This window comes from Wolbachia endosymbiont (group A) of Clivina fossor (assembly GCF_964026865.1).
Taxonomy (GTDB): domain Bacteria; phylum Pseudomonadota; class Alphaproteobacteria; order Rickettsiales; family Anaplasmataceae; genus Wolbachia.
Genome location: NZ_OZ034707.1, coordinates 1708739 through 1732371 on the forward strand (window position 1 = coordinate 1708739; position 23633 = coordinate 1732371).

Genomic DNA, 23633 nt, shown 5'->3' on the forward strand with positions numbered 1-23633 from the left:
ATTTTAAACGATTGTCAAAAAGTTACTACAAATGAAAAAGTTTCACGGGTTGCTGCAGTTCTAATGAGCGGTACTGTATGTTCCAAAACCAACAAAATCCCCGGGTCTTCTATATCTTGTGGTTCAAAATATCTCTGTCCTGGCGGTAATTTTTCTTTTACCTTTGTACCAACCATAACTCCTAGTTCCCGTATCACTTGATTTGCTGCGTCCGTGAAATCGAAAGTAAACTTGAGATAAAGATTATTGGTTGGTACAGCGGAAGATTTAAACCTTCCAGAGGGAGTAACAAGCTCTCCATTTTCATCACCCACGCAGAAGAGAACCTCATCGACAACGCGTCTGCCAAGTTCATTGAGCAGTTTTTCAGACGTAATGGACTCTGGTGGTGTATCTTGAGTATACTCTACAGTAACTGCATTATTTGCCGTGATAGAGCTATTTTCTGTGCGCTGAATAACACCAGTACCGCTATCAACTGTATAGTCTATACTTGGCTGATAAATTGTCTGTCCTGTAAAAACTTTTACGTTTTTAATAGTGGTATGATCAAGCTTTATTTCGCCATCAGGGGTGAAAGAATTTTCGACCTGATGGCTACTTCCAGAGTTTCCATCACCACTGCCCCAGGCAAGATGTATAACTTGCTCTTTTATACTTGCTGCTATTGCTGCTCGACCTGATTGTGTAAGAATTGAAATGTTTGACCCCTCTACTATATATATACCGTGTTTCCCATGGGTTTTTATGAAAAAAGTGGAAAAATTTTTTAAGCACTCATAAGTTTTACCTTCTCATACAAGTGGCCCTTTAGTTCTTGAGATAAGCTATCTCTCACAAGTTTAAAATCGAGATCAGCTAGTTCACAAACAGTTTCAAAAGACTCTGAATTTAACCATTTTATCGCTTCTTCTTTCAGTTTTACGTTTTTTCCTACTGCATCTTTCATAGCCCTCTCAATGACAGCAATCCAGAGCTTTGCCTCGTCGTACTTCAAAACGGTATCCAATCATTTTCAGTATTTTCTGAAGTAATAACTGTAGTGATCTTGTTTTTTTCTCCATAGCGATCAGCTTCAATACCTACCTTTGCTCTGAATTCTAACCCATTTAAATCTCCAATAGAGTTCAGCTTACGAGCAAGAGTTGCCTTTTCTGAATTATCATGTGGGTGAATATTGCGTGCTGACTCTAAAATGCTTCGAATCATAGCACGACCCATTTCTCCCCAAACATCCTCTCTTTCAACGCTTGCTTTGCCACTTTTAATACCAATTACTTGATAAATCTTACGTTTTGCATATGGCCCTTCAGTGACAGTAAATTCAGCGTTTAAATAGATGCTGCCAGTAGCGTAGCTTTTAGTGAACCAATCTTCATAACCTCCAGGTTTAATTGCCATTTTGACTTTTACCGCTGTACCTTTTGGTATTAAATTACTTTGTGATTTTGCAGTATTAAAATCAGTTAAATCCTGTAACATAAATACTCCCATAATAAAGTTGAATTAGCTGTTCCACTGGTCTACGAGTTGCCAATGGCCATTTATCTTATCAACAAGCTTGTTTGGCACACGTTCACCATTACGTAGTTCAAATACTATTTGACGTGCTGTGCCTACCCCTACAACAACATTGCAAGCATTGATTTTTCTCCATATGAAAAGAGTCTGGAAGCTCTTTTACTCTAAACACGATGTTTACATCCTCAAAATTAATCTCAATTCGCTTAACTAACGTTCTAATAATATCACGTTTAGTTAGCCAGTCTGCATTATTAAGACTTGAGTTAATACTAGAGGAAAACCCCTCTAAATTTGTTACTACTAGAGTTAACTCTTGTGTGAGTTTTTTCTGATCAAATATCTTTTTCTTTTGTTCTTCAACCATTTTTAAGTTTTGTTTCATTGCTTTAATTCTTGGCTCAAATTCTTCTTGATCAATATATTCTTGAGTATAACTATCAATTAACCTTGCAATACCTCGTTTTAATTTATCTTCTTGTGTTTCAAGCAAAGCGCTTTTTTGATCTAGTGGTAAGTTCTGAAAGTCTACGTTTATACTCCTCTAATATTCTATTCGGATTTTTTAATAGATGTTTCACCTCTTCCCACACAGCCATGTCTAATGTATCTGTACGAATTAATTTGTTGTTACACATTTTATTACCGCCAAAACGGTATGAATCCGTGCCAACACAACGATAATATACCTGATTATTAGTTTTTTTCCCCTCCTTATTCCTTGCAGTGCTAGTACCATAATATGCATAATTGCAAAGCTTACATACTACTAAACCTTGCAATAAATGTCTTGCTCCTCTTTGTCTTGTTCTTGCTATTTTTCTATTCTCAGCTAATTGTTCTTGAACGATTTCAAATAAATCTTCGCTTACTATACTAGGTACTTTAATATAAATCCAATCCTCTTTTGGAACAGGATAAGTAGAATAATTATCTTTTGGATGCTCGCAGGAGTTTTTTTTCGGTCTTATATGTTTTAGTTTTACGCCAAACCTTGTTTTACCAAAAGCTGCTTGTCCTTTATAAGCAGAGTTTTTTAACATACTCAAAACTACAGCCCTATCCCAATACTCTTTTCCAGTTCTCGTCATAATGGACATAGCACTTAGCCTACGACATACTTCTCCTATACTGGCTCTTTCTCTTCCTACCAAAGAAAATACTTTACGAACAACTTCAGCTTCTTCTTCATAAATCTCAAATAAGGCCTGTCCTGTTTCTGTATTTTTGTTTATATAACGATAGCCATAAGGAGCAGCACTCATTACACTTATACAACCCTTATTTGCTGCATAAATCTTTCCTCGACGACTTCGTTCCATGATTTTTGCACGTTCGTATTCTGCTATCATACCTTGCATTTGTAATAGTAATTGAGATTCTGGATTATCGCTAATTTGATAATTTAAAAAAATGACTTCCACTCCTAATTTCTTAAACTCTTCAAGTAATATCATCTGATATGCATACTTACGAGATAAACGATCAGGAGAATGAATATAAACCTTATCAATGTTACCTTCTGCTATTTTATCACGTAATTTTTCCAAACCAGGACGGATTATGTTAGAACCACTATAACCATTATCAATAAATTTATATTCATTTAATAATTTATGTCCATCCATACTAATTTGATTCTCTATAGCAGCAATTTGGCTTGCTATTGTATCTTCTTGTGCTTGCCTACCTGAAGAAACTCTTGCATATAAACTAACTGTTACCATTTTACCGTCCTCAAATCTACTTTCTTATATTCAGAGTTTTCTTCCTTTTTGCTCGCTTTTATTGGTTTACTTAACACTAATTTTTCATATGCATCTAATAGATACAACTCTGCTAATCGATTTACTTCATAACTACAACTAATCCGAACTATTAATTTTTTGTTGCCCATGAGCTCTACCATATATTATTCATCGAGACATATGGTTATTTGATCATTAGCTCTATAAATAAATTCAACTCTCCGTTCTTTTTGTAGAAGCTTTCGAGAAATAGTCTTCTCAAGTTTCAGGTTTATTGCAATATTGTTGGCGGAGTCCCTGCAGCCATATATGCAAGCCATGAGATGAGAAAATCGCTTTTACCAACCTTCGGAGCTCCACCAAATACTAAAAGACCACCTGGAGTTAAAACTCTTGGCTCAATAATATCACCTGGTCCAGAAGATTTTTCGTTTAAGTATTGATCTGCAAGAAAGAAGGTAACGTTTTTTCTACATGGTATGCGAACAGTTGTAGCTAAAAACTTTTCAACATCTATCCCTTCTTGAATACAATCAGCAGCATCCCAAGTTTTTGGTTTATCTTCAGGAATCTTAAGCGTGACAAGTGATGCAACACCAAGTTCTAAAAGTTTCTTTTCAGCGTTTTTGGCATATTTATTGCCTGCTTCATCATTGTCTGGCCAAATGATAATATGTTTACCTTTTAGCAAAGTCCAATCTGTTTTCTCAATAGGTGAATTTGCCCCAAACATCGTTATTGTTGCCGTTATGCCTTTATTTATTAAACTTTCAGCACATTTTTCACCTTCAACGAAAACAATTTTGTCAGATTTAATTATACCTGGAATATTATATAAAGGTCTTGGGTTTGGTGCAGTACTACTTGAGTTTTTTACATCAAAACAGCTATATCGTTTTCTTCCTGCAGCATCATAATAACGATAAATTTTAGCTATTACTTGGTTGTTTTCATCGTGGTAATCCCAATGTATTTCTGATTGATTTAAGTATTCCAACTGATTTGGTTGAAATGTTGAACGGCCAAGCCATTGTTCTATATCTTCTATGGTATCAAGAAACTTCGTCTTGCCAGTAACATCCCGCCAGAGATCAAAGATGTCACCACCATCACTCGTAGCAAAATCAACCCATAATCCGGCTTTTTCTCCTCTTGTATCTTGTAAAAAGCATCTAATGTTTTAAGCTTAAGCATTAGGTGGAGGAGGGAAGAACTCTGTTTCTCCTCTTAGATATAAAATCTGTAAGTAAGATAAGAGTTCCCTCCTCAAAAGTATAGGCTGGACGGTATCGTAGAAAGACCTAAATGGCTCTAATTCTGTATCCACAAGGTTAGCCTTACTTTTCGTTTTAAATGGTAACGTATGGGGTTATATATGATCAACAACTTTCTTGGAATTGATGTATCAAAAGATCGCTTTGATGTTTTTCTTTCATTCATAAGTAAAAAAGAAAAGCGTGAAACTAGGAAAAGGAGCTTTAAGAACGATGATCTTGGGTTTCAAGGTCTGCTGAGTTTTCTACAAAAGCATAATGTGGAAGAAGTAAAGGCATGCATGGAGGCTACTGGTTGTTATAGCGAAGCTTTGGCTGAATTTTTGCACAATGCTGGACATTTTGTTAGTGTTGTAAATCCTTATTGTATTAAATCTTATGCGAGGAGTAAGCTCGTAAGACAAAAGAATGATCAGACTGATGCAGAAATTATTGCTGATTATTGCCAAAGACAGGAACCAACTCGTTGGACACCACCTTCTTCTGAATTGAAAAAACTAAGACATCTTTATCGTTGCTCGGCTGCGTTAAAAGATGAATTGACATTAATGAATAATCATCTAGAAAAAAAAGAGAGACTACCTAAAGAAGTTGCAACTGCTTGGGAAGACCTTGCAATGAATATAACTCAAAAAATAGAAACAATAAAAAACTCCATACATGAACTATTAAAGCAACACAAAGAGTTATTGGAAAATTTTCAACTTCTATTGACTATTCCAGGTATAGGAGAGGAGTCAGCAATAGCTATTTTAGCTGAAGTTCCTGACATAAAGGCTTTTAGAGATGCCAGGCAATTGGCAGCATACGCAGGAGTTATACCACGAAATATGACGTCAGGTTCATCTGTATATGGCAAACCCAGATTAAGTAAATCAGGTTCACAAACATTACGTAAGGCTCTGTTCTTTCCTGCCATAGTAGCTAAGAATCACAATCCTATCATTATGAGTTTTTGCCAAATATTAAAGGAAAAGGGTAAGCATAATATGGCCATCGTTGGTGCTGCAATGCGTAAACTACTCCATATCATTTTCGGTATCCTGACATCCAAAAGTGCTTTTGATCCAAATCATATCAAGAATTACAGAACTAGGATGTTGACTGTGGTTTAAAATCAAAAAATGCTTCCAATCCATTCAACATATTCACTAACTGTAATCTGTGTACTGTTACACAATCGGAAGTATTTTTTGATTTTATGATACAGCTTGAGTAATTTTTTTGTTGACTAGCAAGACGGTATCTTATTTTGTAGTATTTGTGGTACTAGTGCTGATTTTTCCATGAGCGTACGTGCAAACTGTGAAATCATATGCATGAAACGAAGTTCAGGATTAAGCTTGTGCAGTAATGAAATAGGAATATCGTTTAAAAATTGTGCTATATTCCTCGAAACACTTTCGCTGAGCATAAATGAATTAGCTATACCATTGTTTACTTGAATAAGTTGGTATTGGTCATCGATAAATAATTGAAATGTTTGCCAGTGTTCAATACTTCCCCATTTGCTAGTAAACAATTCTTCTTCCGATAGCTTTTTCTTGGAAGAGTAGAAAGAATAATCTGATTTCCCCGTAGGATATTTTTGCCAATGCTTATAAGCTGTTTGCAGAATACTGTGAAAATTTTTTTCAAAAAAGAGTGGATTATTCGTCAAGATATTTTCGATACAGCTAGCAAGGTTAGGAATAGTCGATAGATCAATATCATTTAAGTTTACTTGGTCATATACTTTAACTTTAGAAGACGATTTAAATAGATCATTAATTTTTAGAATACTTTGAATGTTTTCTAATTTTCCATTTCCAAAATCATCAATCAGCGACAACAAGTCACAATTATGAATATTGAAAATTACGAAAGGATTTTTATCAATTTCTGCAGCAATAAGATAAATTACAGCAGCAATATGTTTACAAGGCATAGCCCAATCAGGACAATTGCAACTTGCGTTCATTTCTTCCCAATTCGAGGGAAACAATTTAATACCTGAGTCGTTAAGTTTATCAAACAAAAGTGTTGGTAATTGTTTATTTATTAATTTAGGTAATATAGAGTGAGAATTTTCAATAATACAACGGATAGCTGATGAATTTAATTCATTGAGTGTTATTTTAACTTTATATGGATGAGGTCTTGAACCACTAACTTTGGCTGTAATTGTATTGCCATTGATTTGAATACCAAAAGCTCGACCAGTATTAGCATAAGTTCTACCACGTGAAAGGCGGTTATCGTAATCAACTTCATTGAAAGATTGAAGCCATTTCTTACCCCACCATGTTCTTCCGTAAATGGACATCGTACAAAATCATATATTTTAGCCTAAATAAACTCAAGTAATCTAACATAAATCACTACAAAATGCCAAAAAAACAACAGAAAAGGCAATATGAAAACCTTTTTTTCTACAGTCTCTTCATTTTTTGTGATTAAAAATTATTTTAACTTTTTTTCAAAAAATCCCGGAAAAAGTAGTAAGAAATCCGGTATATATATAATAGAAGGGCATTGTTTTGATGAGGTTAGTTTACCTCTACGCGCTTCAAACACAAGAGCTTCAAGAAAATGTCAATCCTAATACTCGACCTCGGCAAACAAACCGGCTGGGCTATTTTCACCGATGGAGTAATTCAAAGTGGCAGTGAAAACTTTCATGGTAGCCGTTTCAGTGGAGGTGGCATGCATTTTTTGAGTTTTCATAATTGGCTTAATTCTTTGAAAGACATTTCTGCAGTGTATTTTGAGGAAGTAATACTAAATCTCATAAATAAGTAGGCAAATAACTCACAGAACAAATGGTTTTGATCGAACTTTCCGTAATATTACGAATGAATGCACATACAGTATCCTCCAATAAACTAACAGAGTCATATATTCTATTTTTAATGAGATTGTCTTTCAAATATTGCCATAAACGCTCTACTGGATTTAACTCTGGTGAATATGGAGGTAAATAGATTAAGGTAATATTTTGTGGTATTTTTAAACCTTTGGATCTATGCCATCCTGCACAATCCACAACAAGAAATGCCTCCCTTGTTCCTAAATATTGTGACATCTGCTCAAGGAATATATTCATACAATCAGTATTGACGTTTGGTACGAATAAGCTAGAACTCTCTCCATTTCTAGGATTAACTGCACTATAGAGATAAAAGTTTTGCCTACCTAATTTTACCTTAACCTGTGTCCTAATGCCTTTTTTAAACCACCCGTGTCCAATCTTTGAATGTGTGCCAAACCGCGACTCATCGAAGAAAAATAGCTCTTTTTCGGGATACGTGACAATAGTTTCATTAAGATTTTTTTTTAAACTCTTCTTGTTTATTTTTATCCTGTTTATTGTGCACAGGCCTTGGAGTAATATACGAAAAACCTAACTTTTGCATCAGTCTATGTGCTGTAGACTTACTTACCTCAATAGAAAACATTTTCTCAATTATGATTTTTAATTTCTTAGCCGTTAGGTTGGCTCCTTCTTCTGCTATGACATTTTTAATTTCTTCTTGCTGCTTGTAGCTCAACTTCGGCTTTACTCCACGTCCTGGTTGTATTTTAAACGCATTGACTCCTCCTTCCTTAAATCTTGTAATCCACTTCATCAATGTAGTTCTAGTAATTCGGTATATTTGAGCAACTTTTGTTATTCCATATTCTTTTGCAGATATTATTGCCTGTAATCTTCTTCCTATCTCTCCTCTTATGCCGTGCTTCTTTAATTCCAGGTTACACTTATTATATAATTCTTCTCCTATTGCTTTACTTTTTCCTGCCATAACTCCCCACTAATTCTTAAATTATTCTATTTTAGAAATTTTTCTTTATTCGTCTATTTATTTTTAGGAATTGGTATAAGTAAGTCTACAGCACATAGACTGATGCAAAAGTTAGGTTTTTCGTATATTACTCCAAGGCCTGTGCACAATAAACAGGATAAAAATAAACAAGAAGAGTTTAAAAAAAAATCTTAATGAAACTATTGTCACGTATCCCGAAAAAGAGCTATTTTTCTTCGATGAGTTGCGGTTTGGCACACATTCAAAGATTGGACACGGGTGGTTTAAAAAAGGCATTAGGACACAGGTTAAGGTAAAATTAGGTAGGCAAAACTTTTATCTCTATAGTGCAGTTAATCCTAGAAATGGAGAGAGTTCTAGCTTATTCGTACCAAACGTCAATACTGATTGTATGAATATATTCCTTGAGCAGATGTCACAATATTTAGGAACAAGGGAGGCATTTCTTGTTGTGGATTGTGCAGGATGGCATAGATCCAAAGGTTTAAAAATACCACAAAATATTACCTTAATCTATTTACCTCCATATTCACCAGAGTTAAATCCAGTAGAGCGTTTATGGCAATATTTGAAAGACAATCTCATTAAAAATAGAATATATGACTCTGTTAGTTTATTGGAGGATACTGTATGTGCATTCATTCGTAATATTACGGAAAGTTCGATCAAAACCATTTGTTCTGTGAGTTATTTGCCTACTTATTTATGAGATTTGGTATAAGGCCCGATCCACCGCTAAAAGTATCAGAGTGGGCAGATAGGAATCGTCAACTTTCAACAATAGCATCATCAGAGCCAGGGAAATGGAGAACAGAGAGAACGCCGTACCTTAAGGAAATAATGGATTCACTATCTTCGTCTTCGTTGGCTGAAAAAGTAGTATTTATGAAAGGAGCACAAATTGGAGGAACAGAAGCTGGAAACAACTGGATAGGCTACATTATCGATCAAACGCCAGGGCCAATGCTGGTAGTACAGCCGACAGTAGAAATGGGAAAGCGCTGGTCCAAGGGAAGGTTTGCACCGCTCATTGAAGATACGCCATGTTTAAGGAGTAAAATAAAAGACCCAAGGTCGAGAGATTCAGGGAATACTGTGCAGAGCAAAGAGTTTCCAGGAGGAACGGTAGTAGTAACAGGTGCCAATAGTCCAGTGGGTCTGCGTTCGATGCCAGTAAGATATCTTTTTTTAGATGAGGTAGATGCATATCCAGGAGATTCAGGAGGAGAAGGAGATCCAGTTCTTCTCAGTATCGCGCGAACTAATACATTTACGCGGAGAAAAATATTCTTGGTTTCAACCCCAACTGTTCATGGAATCAGCAGAATAGAGAAGGAATTTGAGAGCTCAGACAAACGATACTTTTTTGTACCTTGTCCACATTGTGATCACTATCAGGTGCTGAAATGGCCACAAATAAAGTGGAAGGATAAAAATCCAAATACAGCCCACTACGTTTGCATAGAGTGTAGGGGAGAAATAAAAAATCATCAGAAAACAGAGATGCTAGCCCGTGGAAAATGGAGGCCTACTAATCCAATAAAAGGTGAAAAAAAAGGATTCCACCTTTCAAGCTTGTATAGCCCAGTTGGCTGGTATAGTTGGAAACAAGCAGTAGAAGATTACCTGCATGCGAAGGAAAATGAACAATTACTGAAAGTTTGGATAAATACAACACTCGGAGAAACCTGGGTAGATAAAGGAGAAGTACCAGACTGGAAGCAATTATTTGAGCGTCGAGAAAATTTTCCGATAGGTACGGTGCCGAGGGGCAAAGTGATATTGACGGCAGGGGTTGATGTACAAAAAGATCGTTTAGAGGCAGAAATTGTAGCATGGGGAAGAAACCGAGAAAGTTGGTCAATAGACTACCAGGTATTTGAAGGTGATACTGGAAGTGGAGAAGTATGGGAAAAACTTTCAGAGCTTTTGAATCATCATTTTATCGGTGAAAATGGTCTTGAATACATGATAAGTATGATGGCGGTAGATGCTGGGTATGCAACACAAGAGGTATACAACTGGGTAAGAGGTCACCAAGGCTCTGGAAGAGTGATGGCAGTAAAAGGAGCAAACAAAGCGCTAGTGCCGCTTAACAGCCCAAGTAGAGTTGATGTAACAGTTGGCGGACAAAAGCTAAAGAGAGGAATGAAGCTGTGGCCAGTTGGGGTATCGATATTAAAGTCCGAGCTTTTTCAGCTACTTAATGTTTTAAAAAACGGGCCGGGATATTGTCATTTTCCCGAATATCCACCTGAATATTTTAAGCAACTTACTGCAGAACAACTAATTACCAAGGTAGTAAAAGGGTATACCAAGCAAGAGTGGCAAAAGATAAGAGATCGAAATGAAGTACTAGATTGCCGAATTTACGCAAGAGCTGCGTCTATTGCCCTGGGGATTGATCGTTGGCCAGAGAGTAAATGGGAGAGTTTAGCAGGTGAAAAAGCTAAAAAGTCAAAAAGAGTGAGAAGAAGTCAATGGTTGAGTGAGAAAAGTTGATGTACAACCAAGAATATTTAACTCAAGTAGAAGAAGCGATAAGGAAGCTACAGAGCGGAGAGAGAGTGGTATCGATTGCGTATGGTGATCATGTGGTTAGGTATGGAGAAGTTCAGATAAAAGATCTATTGGATTTAAGACAACGAATTAAAGCTGAGCTAAAAGTTGCAGGTGTGAAGAGAAAGATTGTTATTTCAACGAATAAAGGGATCATATAATGATAAAAATCGTTGAAAGGAACACTATGACAAAAATTATAGGAAAAGAATATACAGAATTTTTAGAGCAGTTGAAAGAACATATTGCTACTAATCGTTACAAAGCAGCACTTGCGGTTAATAGTAAGCTTATTTTGCTCTATCATTATACTGGTACAGAAATCTTAAAACGGCAAAAAGAATATGGCTGGGGAGCGAAAGTTATTGAACAACTAAGTAAAGATTTGCGAGATGCTTTTCCTGATATGAAGGGGTTTAGCATTCAAAATCTAAAGTATATGAGAAGGTTTGCGGAAGAATATAGCGAAAACGAAATTCGTCAACAAGCTGTTGACCAATTACCTTGGGGTCACAATATCGTAATAATGTACGAAATTAAAAACAAAGAAGAAAGATTTTGGTATGCTAAAAAGTCGCGTGAACACGGCTGGTCTCGCAATATCTTGTCGATGCAAATTGAAACAAATTTGTATAAACGTGAAGGTAAAGCAATAACAAACTTTAGGAATAAGCTTACATCGCCTCAATCAGATTTAGCACAGCAAACGCTTAAAAATCCTTACGTATTTGATTTTTTGAGTCTTGGTAAAAAAGCGCATGAAAGGGAAGTAGAAAAAGCTCTTGTAGCTCACATAGAACGTTTCCTTTTAGAACTTGGTGAAGGGTTTGCATTTTTAGGAAGGCAGTACCATTTACAGGTTGAAAATAGAGATTTCTATTTGGATTTACTCTTTTACCACGTTAAGCTTCGTTGCTATATTGTAATTGAACTAAAAGCAGGGAAATTCAAGCCAGAATACACTGGAAAGATGAATTTTTACCTTTCAGCAGTTGATGATTTATTAAGACAGCCAGGTGATAATCCATCAATTGGTCTTATCCTCTATCGCTCTAAAGTTGGTGTTGTAGCCGAGTATGCATTACGTGACATGAACAAGCCAATAGGGTTAGCAGAGTATCAAATCACTGAAAATCTACCAGAAGAGGTAAAAACAGCTCTGCCAACAATAGAAGAATTAGAAGCTGAATTATCAAAAGTTTCAGACAAGGAAAAGTAATGCTACTCAAATCATTCAAACAATTATTCCACAAATCACCAAAGCCTAAAGGTTCAGCATGGGATGGAGCTGGATCTGGCAGAAGATTATTGCACTTTCAACCAGAGTCAGGAAGTATAAACAATTTGCTGTCTCAGAGCCTTGAACACCTGCGTAGTCGATCACGTGACATGGTAAGAAAGAACTCGTATGCGGCAAACATCATCGATACGATAGTAAGTAACTCTGTTGGGACAGGAATAAAGCCGCAATCAAAAGCCAAAGATGCAGAGTTTCGGAAAAAAGTGCAAGAATTATGGCTGAGATGGACAGATGAAGCAGACAGTAGCGGAGTGAGTGATTTTTATGGATTACAAGCTCTTGTATGTAGAAGCATGATAGAGGGAGGGGAATGTTTTGTAAGACTCCGAACAAGAAAACGAGAAGATGGTCTTTGTGTGCCGTTGCAACTGCAAGTACTTGAATCAGAGCATTTAGACAATAAGAGCAATCAAACCCTTGCCAACGGTAATGTAATTAGAAACGGGATTGAGTTCAATAGACTTGGGCAGAGAGAAGCGTATTACCTTTTTCGAGAGCACCCTGGTGAAGGATCATTTGGCGAATCAGTGAGAGTTCCAGCAAACGATGTTTTACATATCTATAGACCTCTGAGACCTGGGCAAATTCGAGGAGTACCGTGGCTCTCTACAGTACTTTTGAAGCTCTATGAACTTGATCAATACGATGATGCTGAACTCGTTAGAAAAAAAACAGCAGCAATGTTTGCAGGGTTTATCACCAGACTCGATCCAGAAGCAAACATCATGGGAGAAGGAGAGAGTAATGAACATGGAGTAGCGCTGTCAGGTTTAGAGCCAGGGACTATGCAACTTTTAGATCCAGGGGAAGATATCAAATTTTCAGAACCATCAGATGTTGGAGGAAGTTATGAAGCATTCATGAAACAGCAATTGAGGGCAATAGCAGTAGGTATGGGGATAACGTATGAGCAGCTAACAGGAGATCTTACCGGGGTCAATTATTCATCGATACGAGCAGGGTTAATAGAGTTTTGCCGGAGGTGTGCAATGTTACAGCATAACGTGGTAGTATTTCAATTTTGCCGGCCAGTATGGGATAGGTGGTTAGAATTAGCAATACTATCTGGAGAATTAGACATAAGTGAAAAAGGGGCAAAAGCGGCAAAAGAGGTAAAATGGATAGCACAAGGATTTGATTGGGTAGATCCACTAAAAGACCAGCAAGCACAGCAAATGGCAGTAAGGAATGGGTTTAAGAGCAGGTCAGAAGTAGTTTCAGAGCTAGGTTATGATATTGAAGAAATAGACCAAGAAATTGCTGAAGATCAAAGACGTGCTAGTGAACTGGGATTAAGTTTTGACTCGGACGTCAGTAGTTTTGATTCTAATACTGAAATAATATAAGTGAGCTGGCTCAATAAACCGATGATGATAGAGCAAAGAAGCTTTGATTTATTGTCATTACATGCAGAGAAGCACCCAACGTTTAAAAATATAAAACATGCAGTAAGAAATAATAAAAAGGGAATAAAAGTAATACCGATACATGGGATCTTGACGAAGAATGCAGAAGCTTTTGATGATGTGTTGGGGATGACATCATATGAGAAGATACGTGAAGAGATAGAAGAAGCTTTAATAGATGAAGAAGTAGAAACAATAATTTTGGACATAGACAGCCCCGGAGGAGAAGTAAACGGTTTATTCGACCTTTCCGATTTTATCTACAGTGCAAGGGAAAGTGGAAAAAAGAGGATAATAGCGATGGCAAATGATGATGCGTATTCTGCGGCGTATGCAATAGCGTCAAGTGCTGAGAAAGTATTTGTAAGCAGAACATCAGGAGTGGGAAGCATAGGGGTAATAGCAAGTCATATAGATCAAAGTGGGTTTGATGAAAAGCAAGGGGTAAAATATACCACAGTATTTGCTGGAAATCGAAAAAACGATTTAAATCCGCATGAGCCGATAACGTCTGAAAGTGTGGAAAGCTTACAAGAGGAAGTAGACCGCCTGTATGAGATGTTTGTCCAGCTCATAGCACGAAACAGAAATTTGTCCACGGAAAAAATCAAATCAACGGAAGCAGGGCTATATTTTGGCGAGAAAGCAATAGAGATAGGACTTGCTGATGGAATAACAACGTTTTCTGAATTTATAGATAATTATAGGAGAAATAATATGAGCAAAGTTGAGATAAAAGAACAAGCAATAGATATTGATGATCTAATTGAACAAGGAAGATGTTTAGGGTACGAAAGCTGCCGTAAAGAAGTATTATACCAAACTTCGTTATTGGGAAGACAAATAGAATATACGATAAATTCACTTAAACCTCCAGTTATAGGCGGAAAGCACTCTTTTTCATTTGTCTCATTATTATTGAGAATTGGTATTAGAGGTAATACGATTATGTAATTTATCAAAGATGCCAGAAAAGATAGGAGAATTTATCGAGCAGAATGTAAATGCCAAACAAGCGCAAGAGATATTAATGTCGATACTAGCAGAGAGAACAAAGAAGACAGAGATTTTGAGTACAATACCGCAAAGTACACCGGAAGACTTGATGATGCAGGTAGCAAAAAGTCGGAGCATTTGATACCGCGGTCTAACATACGCCGCGGTAAATAAGTGTTCAAAATGCGCCAGAATAGCCAATTATAGAGCAACATATCTTTTACCGCGGCGAATAGCGACTTTAAACACAGCGGAATAAACAAAGGAAAAAAAGGGGGAGAAATATGACAAGCATAACTGAAACAAATAATTTAGGCGATCTTCTAAAATATGAAGCGTCTAATCTATATTCAAGAGATCAAATAACAGTAGCAAAGGGGCAAAACCTAAAGCTTGGCATGGTTGTTGGTCGTGATAAAGATGATCTAATTAAAATTATAAATGCAACGGCTACAGATGGCACACAAACGGCGATAGGTGTAATAACAAATGATGTAAACGCAACGGAAACCACCAAAGCGGTAATCATTACACGTATAGCAATACTAGCAGATCATGCAGTTGTATGGCCAGCAAATATAACAGAAGAGCAAAAAGCTGCAGCAATAAAGTAACTTGAAGCACGGGGCGTTATTATCCGCAAAGGGGTCTAAACTCAACTTAAATTAGTAAGGAAAACAAGGGGGAAAAACATGCAAAATCCATTTACAAATCCGGCATTTAGTATGACAGCATTAACAAATGCAATGAACATATTGCCGATAAATTATGGCCGAACAGAAAATTTAAATTTATTTCCAAGTAGGTCAGTAAGATTTCGACATATTACGATAGAAGAACACCATGGAGTTTTAACTTTATTACCAACGCAATCACCAGGAGCACCAGCAACAGTGGGAAAACGAGGAAAACGGAAAATAAGAACTTTTACCATTCCACATATTCCGCATGATGATGTAGTATTGCCAGAGGAAGTACAGGGAATAAGGGCATTTGGGTCAGAAAGTGAACTTAAAGCGCTGGCAGATGTAATAACTGATCATTTGCAGCTAATGAGAAACAAACATGCGATAACGTTAGAACATTTGCGGATGGGAGCGCTGAAGGGAATCATTCTTGATGCTGATGGGTCAGAGTTATTAAATCTTTATAACGAATTTGAAATTACACCTAAAGTAGTAAATTTTGCACTGGGAACAGCAACAACCGATGTAAAGCGTAAGTGTCTGGAAGTATTGCGTCATGTTGAGGATAACTTAAGTGGTGAGTACATGACTGGGATTCATGCGCTGGTAAGTCCAGAGTTTTTTGATGCACTCACTTCTCATGCTAAAGTAAAAGAAGCATACGAGAGATGGCAAGAAGGAGCAGCATTAAGGAACGACATGAGGTCAGGATTTACGTTCTGTGGAATAACATTTGAGGAATATAGAGGACAAGCAACTGATCCTGAAGGAAACGTAAGAAGATTTATTGAAGGAAATACCGGCCATTGTTTTCCACTAGGAACAGCAAGCACATTTACGACATACTTTGCACCGGCGGACTTTAATGAGACGGTGAATACCCTAGGACAGCCATTATATGCAAAACAAGAGCCAAGAAGATTTGATAGAGGGACCGATTTACATACTCAGTCAAATCCTTTACCAATGTGCCATCGTCCAGGAACATTAATCAAAGTCGTTGCAGCATAACAATACAGGTAGAGCAACTATAAAAGTGGTGAGGCATGAGACTGCTCTACCTGTATGCCCCTTCTTAGCGTGCATGTAGAGATTAGTGCATAAAGGTAAAATATGCAAGGAAAAATAAAAAGATTATTTGCAGATTGTTTTGCACATCTAGGGCAGCAAGCGTTGTATGAATCAAAGGATAAGTCATACATGGTTCAGGTGCTGAAACAACAACCAGATAAATTATATGGAATTGGTGAAGGACAATTTGTCGGGGAGATGTTGATTTTGGAGGTGAGTGTCTTTGATATATTGCAGCCAGTAGTAGGAGATACTTTTTCCATAGGTAGTTGTAGATACAGAGTACACACACCGCCACTTAGGGACAATTCGGGAATGCTATGGAAAATTCAAGCGTTAGGGGTGTAAATGCGTATAAACATAGAAATCACCGGTAGCATAGATGCAGAGAAAGCGAAAGTGGAAAAAGCAGCGGTGAGGGCATTAAACAAAACAGCACTGTGGGTAAGATCGCAAACTGTTAAACAAGTTAGCGAAGAAAAACAAATACCAAAAAAAGCAATGAGAAAAAAGTTAAGTGTGGATAAAGCAAATAGAAAGCGTTTATGGTCGATAGTAAAGCTCAGTTCGCAGTGGATAGGAGTAGCAAAACTTGGGAGCATAAAACAGACAAAGATAGGAGCAAAGGTAGGAAGCCGTATGTATGAAGGAGCATTTATAGCAACAATGAAAAATGGTCATATAGGAATATTCAGAAGAAGGTATATGACACCGTTACCAATAGATGAAATTAAAGTAAACACGCAAGCTCGGGAAATAATGAAAGAGTTAGTTGATAATGAAGTAGAAAGAGTATTTGAGAAGTATTTTGATCAGCAAATGAGTTATACCAAATCTCATAAATAAGTAGGCAAATAACTCACAGAACAAATGGTTTTGATCGAACTTTCCGTAATATTACGAATGAATGCACATACAGTATCCTCCAATAAACTAACAGAGTCATATATTCTATTTTTAATGAGATTGTCTTTCAAATATTGCCATAAACGCTCTACTGGATTTAACTCTGGTGAATATGGAGGTAAATAGATTAAGGTAATATTTTGTGGTATTTTTAAACCTTTGGATCTATGCCATCCTGCACAATCCACAACAAGAAATGCCTCCCTTGTTCCTAAATATTGTGACATCTGCTCAAGGAATATATTCATACAATCAGTATTGACGTTTGGTACGAATAAGCTAGAACTCTCTCCATTTCTAGGATTAACTGCACTATAGAGATAAAAGTTTTGCCTACCTAATTTTACCTTAACCTGTGTCCTAATGCCTTTTTTAAACCACCCGTGTCCAATCTTTGAATGTGTGCCAAACCGCGACTCATCGAAGAAAAATAGCTCTTTTTCGGGATACGTGACAATAGTTTCATTAAGATTTTTTTTTAAACTCTTCTTGTTTATTTTTATCCTGTTTATTGTGCACAGGCCTTGGAGTAATATACGAAAAACCTAACTTTTGCATCAGTCTATGTGCTGTAGACTTACTTACCTCAATAGAAAACATTTTCTCAATTATGATTTTTAATTTCTTAGCCGTTAGGTTGGCTCCTTCTTCTGCTATGACATTTTTAATTTCTTCTTGCTGCTTGTAGCTCAACTTCGGCTTTACTCCACGTCCTGGTTGTATTTTAAACGCATTGACTCCTCCTTCCTTAAATCTTGTAATCCACTTCATCAATGTAGTTCTAGTAATTCGGTATATTTGAGCAACTTTTGTTATTCCATATTCTTTTGCAGATATTATTGCCTGTAATCTTCTTCCTATCTCTCCTCTTATGCCGTGCTTCTTTAATTCCAGGTTACACTTATTATATAATTCTTCTCCTATTGCTTTACTTTTTCCTGCCATAACTCCCCACTAATTCTTAAATTATTCTATTTTAGAAATTTTTCTTTATTCGTCTATTTATTTTTAGGAATTGGTATTATATGAAATAATGTTCTGGGGAAATTTACATGAGGCAATTTGTAATAAGCTCAGGGAAGAGATACCAGCGATACAGACATGTGAAGTGTATAGAGCGGTACGTCGGGAAATAGTAGCCCCAGCAGTGTTTGTAGAGCTTGTGAGTTTAGAACCAGGAAAAGATCCGGGAACAGAGGAATTGGCGCTGAAAGCAAGATTTGAGGCAAGAGTGATAGTTGATGGAACAGTCGAGAATTCCTCCTATGATTGTTGTCAATAAGAAATTTCATATTTTGTAAAATCTTTAAAAACCCGGTTGTCTTTAAGTATGTAGAAAATGTCTGTCAGAGATCGGTAGCTCTCAATTGCATAAAAGTCAATAATGATTTTTGTATTACTCAAAACATTTTCTGATGTAAAATTCAGCTCTAATGTAATTTTTTATTTATTACTGTACCATCTTATTCGATCAAAAGTTGTTTCATTGACAACAAAAATACTAATACTAAGTTTTTAATTAATATTTTTAAATTAATGTAGCTAATGAATATGTGCGTCTACATACACTTAAAGCACATATTCATTTGGCTTATAAAAACTAAGGTATCATATTTTCCCTTACAATTATTGTTCAATAAAAAATTCAAATTTTGTAAAATCTTCAAAAATCCAGTTCCTTTTCAGTGTATAGAAAATGGTTGTTAGAAATTTTCTAGCAGTTGCAATAATAGCCTTAGCAGAACCACGCTTCTTTTTCACATGCTCGTAAAAACTTTTCAGGTAAGGACTATATCGTATAGCGACCCAGGTACACTGTACTAAAGAAGTTCGTGCCATTTTTGGCCCATATTTGGTGATTCTTCCAATAGTACATTGCTGATTAGATTGAGAAACTGATGGTACAACTCCGAAATAAGCAGTGAGCTTTTCAGGATTGCTAAAATCATTAATATCGCCAATTGTCGTGATAAAAACTGCTACAGAAATTGCACCAATACCTTTAATACTGATAAGGTTATTAAATCCAGGAAGTTGCTTAGCAAAAGCAGTAATTTCTTCTTTAAGCTTCTTGAGATTTTCTCTAATAGCTTCCAGTTGATAGATAATTACTTCAATCTCTATCTTTTCTATATAATCCCAATTGTGTTTTTGAATAGAGCGTTCAAATCCAGCTTTAGTTGTCAGCGTTTCCTTCTTAATTTTTATCCCATGATAATTAAAAAGACCGTGCATTTTATTGATTAGAGATACTTGTGATTTCACTAACTGCTCTCTTGTTCGAAGAAGAGAAGCTAACTGCTGGCATTGTTTGCTTTTACATCTCGCTTCAGGCAACATATCCTTGCTTAGAAAGAAAGCAATAGCTCTTGCATCATGCCTGTCTGTCTTCTTTACAGAGCGGCGAATAACTTCAAATTGCCAGGGTGCAATTATCACTGCGCGCTTGACGTAAGATGACACTGCATCATAAAAGAAACAGCTATTACCTGTAGCTTCGAAAGCTATTTCATCTTCTGATTTAAGACCTTCAACGAAATTGTCCAAGTTCTGTAAGTGAAATGTGCGAATATATTCTTGCTTTCCTGTTTCTAAGTAGCAAACAGTAAAGCTATTAGTATGTAAATCAACACCTATGTAACGCATAAATTTTCCCTCTTATTGAATACTACAAAATATCAGAGTAGAATATTACCGGTTGGTCCAACCTCCTATACGCGGTCACCAAATTTTATGGGCCGCACGATGGTTTTCGGTGGCAGGGGCGGTTAATCTCGATAACGAGGTCTAATCCCATTATTGCATATAAAAGCAAAATAGGGCCTCATGAATCCTTTCAACCTGCCACCTATCCACTCTGAGAAGTTATTATCTTCTCATGCTTCCAGCCAAGCAATAACAATTCATATCATCTCGATAGTTGTGAGGTCACTGGCAGCAGAAGTAGCAAGAGTAGTAAATAAGAATACTTGGAACGTGGACAATGTTTCAGCAGGTGAATTTATATCAGCGGAAGTAGACAATTTTAGACCAGAATTAGATGCATATCTAGTGTGGCTGGTCGAATGGATCCACGAGCTACATACAGGTGAGTCGAGATGGTCTGAAATAGGTGTGATACCACATACCATAAATGTAGGAGATGTACATGTTATACCAATTCTCAATAATAATGAGACAAATGAAAAAGAGTGCTTTCCGCCTATAACTGGAGGTTTAAGTGAATTTATCGTATATTCTATTTGTCTTCCCAATAACGAAGTTTGGTATTAGAGCATAATTTTGCCATTGCAGAGCTAAATAGAAAGCTAGCGAACATTATTCGTATAGGTCTAGTTAAAGAAGTAGACTATGAAAAGGCAAGAGTGCGGGTAAAAGTAGGAGAATTTATAACCGATTGGCTTCCATGGGTAACGGCAAGAGCAGGAGAAGATATAAGTTGGTTTGCACCGAATATTGATGAGCAAGTTGTGATATTTTCACCACTTGGAGAGTTATCGTTAGGAGTTGTTTTAGCTGGGATATACCAACAAAAATACCCTGCTCCGGAAAGCAAAAAAGAGGTAGATTGTTTTTTATTTGAAGACGGGACAAAAATATCATATGACAAGAAAAACCATCATTTGGAAGTATCTGTAGTTGATAAGATTACTTTTAGGGTTGGAGAATCAAGTGTAAAGATTACCAAGGGTGGTATAAAACTCAATGCAAAGAGAATCGACCTTAATTAATAGAAGAGCTATAGTTTGTGTAGGAGATTATTGCAGTGGAATACCGGCACATGTTTGTATGAGTGGTAGTAACGACGTTTTTGTAAACGGTAGATCTGTGTGTCGAAAAGGTGATATTGTAACTCTGGGAGAGACGATAACACAAGGATCAAACAGCGTATTTGTGAATGGTATTGGGGTAACAAGAACAGGAGACTTGGTATCGTGTGGTTTTAAAGTGATAGGTGTTAGCAAAAATGTATTTGCAGAATGAGAGGCATGAATGCTAGCACGGGAAAGGAATTAGAAGGAATAGAACATTTGAAACAATCAATAATTGATATATTAACCACACCGATAGGATCACGTATTATGCGGAGAAATTATGGGTCACGACTATTTGAATTAGTGGATAAGCCAATCAATAGGGACTTTACGCTGGAAATTTATGCGGCAACAGCAGGAGCACTAGAAAAATGGGAAAAAAGATTCAAACTCGAAAAGGTAAAAATCACAGAGGTGAAAGAAGGGAAAGTCACTATTGCCCTGGAAGGGATATATACACCAAATGGAGAAAATATTCATTTTGAAGGAATTGTAGTATAAAGATGGAGCAGCCAAATATTATCGAACCACTGAACTTTGAAGAGATTTTTGCTCGGATGAAGGAAGAGTTAGTGAAGCATGATGCAAGTTTTACAGCATTAGTAGAAAGTGACCCAGCGATGAAGATTCTGGAGGTAGCAGCATGGCGAGAACTTTTGCTGAGAGAAAGAATAAACGAAGCAGTAAAAAGTAATTTACTTAAGTTTGCAATGGGAGAAGATCTTGATAATTTAGCTGAATTTTACGGAGTGGAAAGGGAGAACGGGGAAAATGATGAAAGTTTTAGGAAAAGAATCAAGGCAAAAATAGTTGGCTGGAGCACGGGAGGAAATTATCGGTTTCAAGCACTCTCAGCAGATAGTAGAGTAAAGGATGCGCTGGTTGAATCAAAAGTGCCAGGAAGTGTAGAGATCTCGATTTTATCCACGGAGTTATCCACAAATAGCATAGCGTCTGAAGAACTACTTGATATTGTAAGAAAGCGAGTCACCAGGGATGATATAAGGGTATTAACAGATACGATAACAGTAGTTGGTTGCAATATTATTGAAATAGATATCCACAGTAAAATTAGCATTAAAAGACCAGATATTATTGAAACGGTAAAGAAGAAATTTATCGAAAAATTTGAAACAACGAAAAGATTGGGATGGAAGGTGACAAGATCGTGGATTATAGCGAATTTATTCGTAGAAGGAGTAGAAAACGTAGAATTAATCGAGCCAAGAGAGGATGTTGTGGTACTGGGGAATGAATGTGCTTTCTTAAAAAGTTTAAATGTTGAGTTGAACTAATGCTATTACCGCCAAATGCAACAAAACAAGAAAAAGCACTGGTTGATGCAATCGATTACAAAGTTGATCCAAGCAGCGTAAAAGGATTTAAATTTAGCCCAGGGGAAAAAGTATTACCATGGATAATAGAGGAATATGGGTTAGAAGAGATTCTGCGTTGGGTAAAAGACAAAAGAAAAGCCGTAGAGGAAGGAATAAAATTTCAGCGTTTAAGAGGAACACCGGCGTCACTGAAAATAGCATTAAAATGGGCAAGTATAGAAGATATTACAATTATTGAAGAGCCACCCGGTAAACACTTTTTTGAATTACAGATAGGGATAAGAAACGTACCAAACGACTTCTTCGTAGATGCAGTAGTAGAATTAGCAAAGCTATCATTGCCAGCAAGATCGAGACTAATGAGGATTTTTAACGATAACGTTGATAGGTTTATTTTAGATGAAAGCTTTTTTGGCAGTTTGTTATCGGATTACTCAGGTGTAAAAATAGAAGAAGATGGCCCAGTGTTATCATTTGGAAGAGTGAATTTTTTCAGGTCTAATGGTCCATTAGTAGAGATTATAGATAGTTACTTGCGAGATCATTATGAACGAGCTTTGAGCAATGATATATACCGGCTAGATGTAGCAATCCTTGGAGAAACCGAGCCTCACACAAAGAATTATAACGGTATTTATGAAAGAAATCATGTGTGGTATAACTTCAAAGCACTATATCCGCTACCACAGAGCTTATTACCAGCAATTAAGTTTGCAAAGGCGCAGATAGTATTATCAGATAGTTGGAATTTAGGAGAAGTAAATGCTTGTTTTCCAGTAAGTAGTATAGAAGAGAGGGGAAAAAGGTTTTTACTAGGAAGTGATAAGCTATCTGAACAACTGTGGAATTTAAAATACCAGCCAATTTTAGAAAGATTTTTTGCCGTTCACCACTATCAAGTAAAGAATTTCTCTACCCCCAAAATAATAAGATTTAGCGTAACAGAACACTACATTCATTTTGAAAGCGAATTAAATTCAGAGCAAAAGGATTCAATACAGGAGTTAGAAAATTACATTTTGGTGTTTTACCCAGGTTCTCTAATTGCATGAAAGTCAATAATAATTTTTTGTATCATGAAAAATATTTTTTGATGTAAAACTCAGGTCTGATACAACCTTTTATTTACTATCGTATTATCTTATTCAATCAAAAGGGGTTTTATTGGCAATCAAAACACCAGCACTAAATTTCTAATTAATCTCTTTTAA

The 23633-nt window shown here is 36.5% G+C and carries 25 protein-coding genes and 6 pseudogenes; 20 read left to right on the forward strand and 11 right to left on the reverse strand.

Features of this window, described 5'->3' with window-relative positions; translation table 11 throughout:
- Nucleotides 1-14 precede the first annotated feature (14 nt).
- From AAGD99_RS08590 to AAGD99_RS08620, 7 genes and pseudogenes are all read right to left on the reverse strand, one after another.
- A complete protein-coding gene (locus AAGD99_RS08590; protein WP_341823236.1) occupies nucleotides 15-701 on the reverse strand; it encodes a hypothetical protein in 687 nt (228 codons plus the stop codon).
- A 68-nt stretch (nucleotides 702-769) separates the two neighbouring features.
- The gene (locus tag AAGD99_RS08595) at nucleotides 770-997 is read right to left on the reverse strand and encodes a hypothetical protein (protein ID WP_341823161.1); all 228 of its coding nucleotides are present in this window, start codon (nucleotides 995-997) and stop codon (nucleotides 770-772) included.
- On the reverse strand, nucleotides 994-1482 hold the full coding sequence (locus AAGD99_RS08600) for a hypothetical protein (protein ID WP_341823162.1): 489 nt from the start codon (nucleotides 1480-1482) through the stop codon (nucleotides 994-996). The genes AAGD99_RS08595 and AAGD99_RS08600 overlap by 4 nt, the downstream gene beginning before the upstream one ends.
- A 109-nt stretch (nucleotides 1483-1591) precedes the next feature.
- On the reverse strand, nucleotides 1592-2014 hold the full coding sequence (locus tag AAGD99_RS08605) for a hypothetical protein (RefSeq protein WP_341823163.1): 423 nt from the start codon (nucleotides 2012-2014) through the stop codon (nucleotides 1592-1594).
- Nucleotides 2007-3248 (reverse strand): recombinase family protein, encoded by a 1242-nt coding sequence (locus AAGD99_RS08610; protein ID WP_341822336.1) that lies wholly within the window; start codon nucleotides 3246-3248, stop codon nucleotides 2007-2009. The genes AAGD99_RS08605 and AAGD99_RS08610 overlap by 8 nt, the downstream gene beginning before the upstream one ends.
- Nucleotides 3242-3418, reverse strand: a complete 177-nt coding sequence (locus AAGD99_RS08615) for a hypothetical protein (protein ID WP_182319925.1) — start codon at nucleotides 3416-3418, stop codon at nucleotides 3242-3244. The genes AAGD99_RS08610 and AAGD99_RS08615 overlap by 7 nt, the downstream gene beginning before the upstream one ends.
- Nucleotides 3419-3564: 146 nt before the next feature.
- Nucleotides 3565-4446, reverse strand: a pseudogene (locus AAGD99_RS08620) (toprim domain-containing protein); the annotation flags it as partial.
- 198 nt (nucleotides 4447-4644) lie between these two features.
- Between AAGD99_RS08620 and AAGD99_RS08625 the strand changes: the two are divergent.
- The gene (locus AAGD99_RS08625; RefSeq protein ID WP_253309747.1) at nucleotides 4645-5658 is read left to right on the forward strand and encodes an IS110 family transposase; all 1014 of its coding nucleotides are present in this window, start codon (nucleotides 4645-4647) and stop codon (nucleotides 5656-5658) included.
- A 116-nt stretch (nucleotides 5659-5774) separates the two neighbouring features.
- Here AAGD99_RS08625 and AAGD99_RS08630 read toward each other — a convergent pair whose 3' ends face one another.
- Nucleotides 5775-6848, reverse strand: a complete 1074-nt coding sequence (locus AAGD99_RS08630) for an SWIM zinc finger family protein (RefSeq protein WP_341823164.1) — start codon at nucleotides 6846-6848, stop codon at nucleotides 5775-5777.
- Nucleotides 6849-7114: 266 nt separating this feature from the next.
- Between AAGD99_RS08630 and AAGD99_RS08635 the strand changes: the two are divergent.
- A pseudogene (locus AAGD99_RS08635) lies at nucleotides 7115-7300 on the forward strand (Holliday junction resolvase); the annotation flags it as partial.
- Nucleotides 7301-7310: 10 nt separating this feature from the next.
- On the opposite strand, the gene AAGD99_RS08640 reads toward AAGD99_RS08635, so the two are convergent.
- Nucleotides 7311-8325, reverse strand: a protein-coding gene (locus AAGD99_RS08640) for an IS630 family transposase (RefSeq protein ID WP_341822214.1) whose coding sequence is annotated in 2 segments (ribosomal slippage) — nucleotides 7311-7859 and nucleotides 7861-8325 — 1014 coding nt in all. Because the reading frame shifts where the segments join, the coding sequence is not laid out codon by codon here.
- A 66-nt stretch (nucleotides 8326-8391) separates the two neighbouring features.
- Between AAGD99_RS08640 and AAGD99_RS08645 the strand changes: the two are divergent.
- From AAGD99_RS08645 to AAGD99_RS08695, 11 genes and pseudogenes are all read left to right on the forward strand, one after another.
- Nucleotides 8392-9055 (forward strand): annotated as a pseudogene (locus AAGD99_RS08645) (IS630 family transposase); the annotation flags it as partial.
- A complete protein-coding gene (locus AAGD99_RS08650) occupies nucleotides 9052-10848 on the forward strand; it encodes a phage terminase large subunit family protein (RefSeq protein WP_341823165.1) in 1797 nt (598 codons plus the stop codon). The pseudogene AAGD99_RS08645 and the gene AAGD99_RS08650, both read left to right, overlap by 4 nt.
- The gene (locus tag AAGD99_RS08655) at nucleotides 10848-11066 is read left to right on the forward strand and encodes a gpW family head-tail joining protein (RefSeq protein ID WP_341822205.1); all 219 of its coding nucleotides are present in this window, start codon (nucleotides 10848-10850) and stop codon (nucleotides 11064-11066) included. The genes AAGD99_RS08650 and AAGD99_RS08655 overlap by 1 nt, the downstream gene beginning before the upstream one ends.
- A gap of 26 nt (nucleotides 11067-11092) precedes the next feature.
- On the forward strand, nucleotides 11093-12124 hold the full coding sequence (locus AAGD99_RS08660; protein ID WP_341822206.1) for a YhcG family protein: 1032 nt from the start codon (nucleotides 11093-11095) through the stop codon (nucleotides 12122-12124).
- On the forward strand, nucleotides 12124-13551 hold the full coding sequence (locus tag AAGD99_RS08665) for a phage portal protein (protein ID WP_341822208.1): 1428 nt from the start codon (nucleotides 12124-12126) through the stop codon (nucleotides 13549-13551). Before AAGD99_RS08660 ends, AAGD99_RS08665 begins: the two co-directional genes overlap by 1 nt.
- Nucleotides 13552-13572: 21 nt before the next feature.
- Nucleotides 13573-14565 carry a S49 family peptidase gene (locus tag AAGD99_RS08670; RefSeq protein WP_341823178.1) on the forward strand — a complete coding sequence of 331 codons (993 nt, stop codon included), beginning with the start codon at nucleotides 13573-13575 and terminating at the stop codon, nucleotides 14563-14565.
- Nucleotides 14540-14749: pseudogene (locus tag AAGD99_RS08675) on the forward strand (S49 family peptidase); the annotation flags it as partial. The gene AAGD99_RS08670 and the pseudogene AAGD99_RS08675, both read left to right, overlap by 26 nt.
- Nucleotides 14750-14891: 142 nt before the next feature.
- Nucleotides 14892-15221, forward strand: a complete 330-nt coding sequence (locus AAGD99_RS08680) for a head decoration protein (RefSeq protein WP_341822210.1) — start codon at nucleotides 14892-14894, stop codon at nucleotides 15219-15221.
- A 78-nt stretch (nucleotides 15222-15299) separates the two neighbouring features.
- Nucleotides 15300-16304 carry a major capsid protein gene (locus AAGD99_RS08685; protein ID WP_341822211.1) on the forward strand — a complete coding sequence of 335 codons (1005 nt, stop codon included), beginning with the start codon at nucleotides 15300-15302 and terminating at the stop codon, nucleotides 16302-16304.
- Between the two features lie 102 nt (nucleotides 16305-16406).
- A complete protein-coding gene (locus AAGD99_RS08690) occupies nucleotides 16407-16712 on the forward strand; it encodes a hypothetical protein (RefSeq protein WP_341822212.1) in 306 nt (101 codons plus the stop codon).
- Nucleotides 16713-17210, forward strand: a complete 498-nt coding sequence (locus AAGD99_RS08695; RefSeq protein WP_341822213.1) for a phage tail protein — start codon at nucleotides 16713-16715, stop codon at nucleotides 17208-17210.
- Here AAGD99_RS08695 and AAGD99_RS08700 read toward each other — a convergent pair.
- Nucleotides 17201-18215 (reverse strand): IS630 family transposase gene (locus AAGD99_RS08700; RefSeq protein ID WP_341822214.1). Its coding sequence is split into 2 segments (ribosomal slippage): nucleotides 17201-17749 and nucleotides 17751-18215, totalling 1014 coding nucleotides; the frame shifts between segments, so codons are not numbered across the junction. The genes AAGD99_RS08695 and AAGD99_RS08700 overlap by 10 nt on opposite strands.
- Before the next feature lie 88 nt (nucleotides 18216-18303).
- On the opposite strand from AAGD99_RS08700, the pseudogene AAGD99_RS08705 reads away from it, so the two are divergent.
- Nucleotides 18304-18531 (forward strand): annotated as a pseudogene (locus AAGD99_RS08705) (hypothetical protein); the annotation flags it as partial.
- Between the two features lie 365 nt (nucleotides 18532-18896).
- Here AAGD99_RS08705 and AAGD99_RS08710 read toward each other — a convergent pair.
- Nucleotides 18897-19916 (reverse strand): IS110 family transposase, encoded by a 1020-nt coding sequence (locus AAGD99_RS08710; RefSeq protein ID WP_341822215.1) that lies wholly within the window; start codon nucleotides 19914-19916, stop codon nucleotides 18897-18899.
- 267 nt (nucleotides 19917-20183) lie between these two features.
- Here AAGD99_RS08710 and AAGD99_RS08715 point away from each other — a divergent pair.
- The 6 genes and pseudogenes from AAGD99_RS08715 to AAGD99_RS08740 form a co-directional block, all read left to right on the forward strand.
- Nucleotides 20184-20423, forward strand: a pseudogene (locus AAGD99_RS08715) (hypothetical protein); the annotation flags it as partial.
- Nucleotides 20424-20533: 110 nt separating this feature from the next.
- Complete coding sequence (locus tag AAGD99_RS08720) at nucleotides 20534-21001, forward strand: phage baseplate assembly protein V (RefSeq protein WP_341822216.1); 468 nt, start codon at nucleotides 20534-20536, stop codon at nucleotides 20999-21001.
- The gene (locus AAGD99_RS08725; RefSeq protein ID WP_341822217.1) at nucleotides 20976-21254 is read left to right on the forward strand and encodes a PAAR domain-containing protein; all 279 of its coding nucleotides are present in this window, start codon (nucleotides 20976-20978) and stop codon (nucleotides 21252-21254) included. Before AAGD99_RS08720 ends, AAGD99_RS08725 begins: the two co-directional genes overlap by 26 nt.
- Complete coding sequence (locus AAGD99_RS08730) at nucleotides 21251-21586, forward strand: GPW/gp25 family protein (protein WP_341822218.1); 336 nt, start codon at nucleotides 21251-21253, stop codon at nucleotides 21584-21586. Before AAGD99_RS08725 ends, AAGD99_RS08730 begins: the two co-directional genes overlap by 4 nt.
- Before the next feature lie 2 nt (nucleotides 21587-21588).
- A complete protein-coding gene (locus AAGD99_RS08735; protein WP_341822219.1) occupies nucleotides 21589-22380 on the forward strand; it encodes a baseplate J/gp47 family protein in 792 nt (263 codons plus the stop codon).
- A complete protein-coding gene (locus AAGD99_RS08740) occupies nucleotides 22380-23474 on the forward strand; it encodes a phage tail protein (RefSeq protein ID WP_341822221.1) in 1095 nt (364 codons plus the stop codon). Before AAGD99_RS08735 ends, AAGD99_RS08740 begins: the two co-directional genes overlap by 1 nt.
- Nucleotides 23475-23633 lie beyond the last annotated feature (159 nt).

What these genes read in the sequence shown, in the direction of transcription:
- AAGD99_RS08740 (WP_341822221.1), top strand. Translation starts at nt 22,380, where the DNA reads ATGCTATTACCGCCAAATGCAACAAAACAAGAAAAAGCACTGGTTGAT.
- AAGD99_RS08600 (WP_341823162.1), bottom strand. Translation starts at nt 1,482, where the DNA reads ATGTTACAGGATTTAACTGATTTTAATACTGCAAAATCACAAAGTAAT.
- AAGD99_RS08660 (WP_341822206.1), top strand. Translation starts at nt 11,093, where the DNA reads ATGACAAAAATTATAGGAAAAGAATATACAGAATTTTTAGAGCAGTTG.
- AAGD99_RS08665 (WP_341822208.1), top strand. Translation starts at nt 12,124, where the DNA reads ATGCTACTCAAATCATTCAAACAATTATTCCACAAATCACCAAAGCCT.
- AAGD99_RS08735 (WP_341822219.1), top strand. Translation starts at nt 21,589, where the DNA reads ATGGAGCAGCCAAATATTATCGAACCACTGAACTTTGAAGAGATTTTT.
- AAGD99_RS08610 (WP_341822336.1), bottom strand. Translation starts at nt 3,248, where the DNA reads ATGGTAACAGTTAGTTTATATGCAAGAGTTTCTTCAGGTAGGCAAGCA.
- AAGD99_RS08695 (WP_341822213.1), top strand. Translation starts at nt 16,713, where the DNA reads ATGCGTATAAACATAGAAATCACCGGTAGCATAGATGCAGAGAAAGCG.
- AAGD99_RS08630 (WP_341823164.1), bottom strand. Translation starts at nt 6,848, where the DNA reads ATGTCCATTTACGGAAGAACATGGTGGGGTAAGAAATGGCTTCAATCT.
- AAGD99_RS08690 (WP_341822212.1), top strand. Translation starts at nt 16,407, where the DNA reads ATGCAAGGAAAAATAAAAAGATTATTTGCAGATTGTTTTGCACATCTA.
- AAGD99_RS08655 (WP_341822205.1), top strand. Translation starts at nt 10,848, where the DNA reads ATGTACAACCAAGAATATTTAACTCAAGTAGAAGAAGCGATAAGGAAG.
- AAGD99_RS08730 (WP_341822218.1), top strand. Translation starts at nt 21,251, where the DNA reads ATGAGAGGCATGAATGCTAGCACGGGAAAGGAATTAGAAGGAATAGAA.
- AAGD99_RS08670 (WP_341823178.1), top strand. Translation starts at nt 13,573, where the DNA reads ATGATGATAGAGCAAAGAAGCTTTGATTTATTGTCATTACATGCAGAG.
- AAGD99_RS08710 (WP_341822215.1), bottom strand. Translation starts at nt 19,916, where the DNA reads ATGCGTTACATAGGTGTTGATTTACATACTAATAGCTTTACTGTTTGC.
- AAGD99_RS08650 (WP_341823165.1), top strand. Translation starts at nt 9,052, where the DNA reads ATGAGATTTGGTATAAGGCCCGATCCACCGCTAAAAGTATCAGAGTGG.
- AAGD99_RS08685 (WP_341822211.1), top strand. Translation starts at nt 15,300, where the DNA reads ATGCAAAATCCATTTACAAATCCGGCATTTAGTATGACAGCATTAACA.
- AAGD99_RS08680 (WP_341822210.1), top strand. Translation starts at nt 14,892, where the DNA reads ATGACAAGCATAACTGAAACAAATAATTTAGGCGATCTTCTAAAATAT.
- AAGD99_RS08615 (WP_182319925.1), bottom strand. Translation starts at nt 3,418, where the DNA reads ATGGGCAACAAAAAATTAATAGTTCGGATTAGTTGTAGTTATGAAGTA.
- AAGD99_RS08625 (WP_253309747.1), top strand. Translation starts at nt 4,645, where the DNA reads ATGATCAACAACTTTCTTGGAATTGATGTATCAAAAGATCGCTTTGAT.
- AAGD99_RS08725 (WP_341822217.1), top strand. Translation starts at nt 20,976, where the DNA reads ATGCAAAGAGAATCGACCTTAATTAATAGAAGAGCTATAGTTTGTGTA.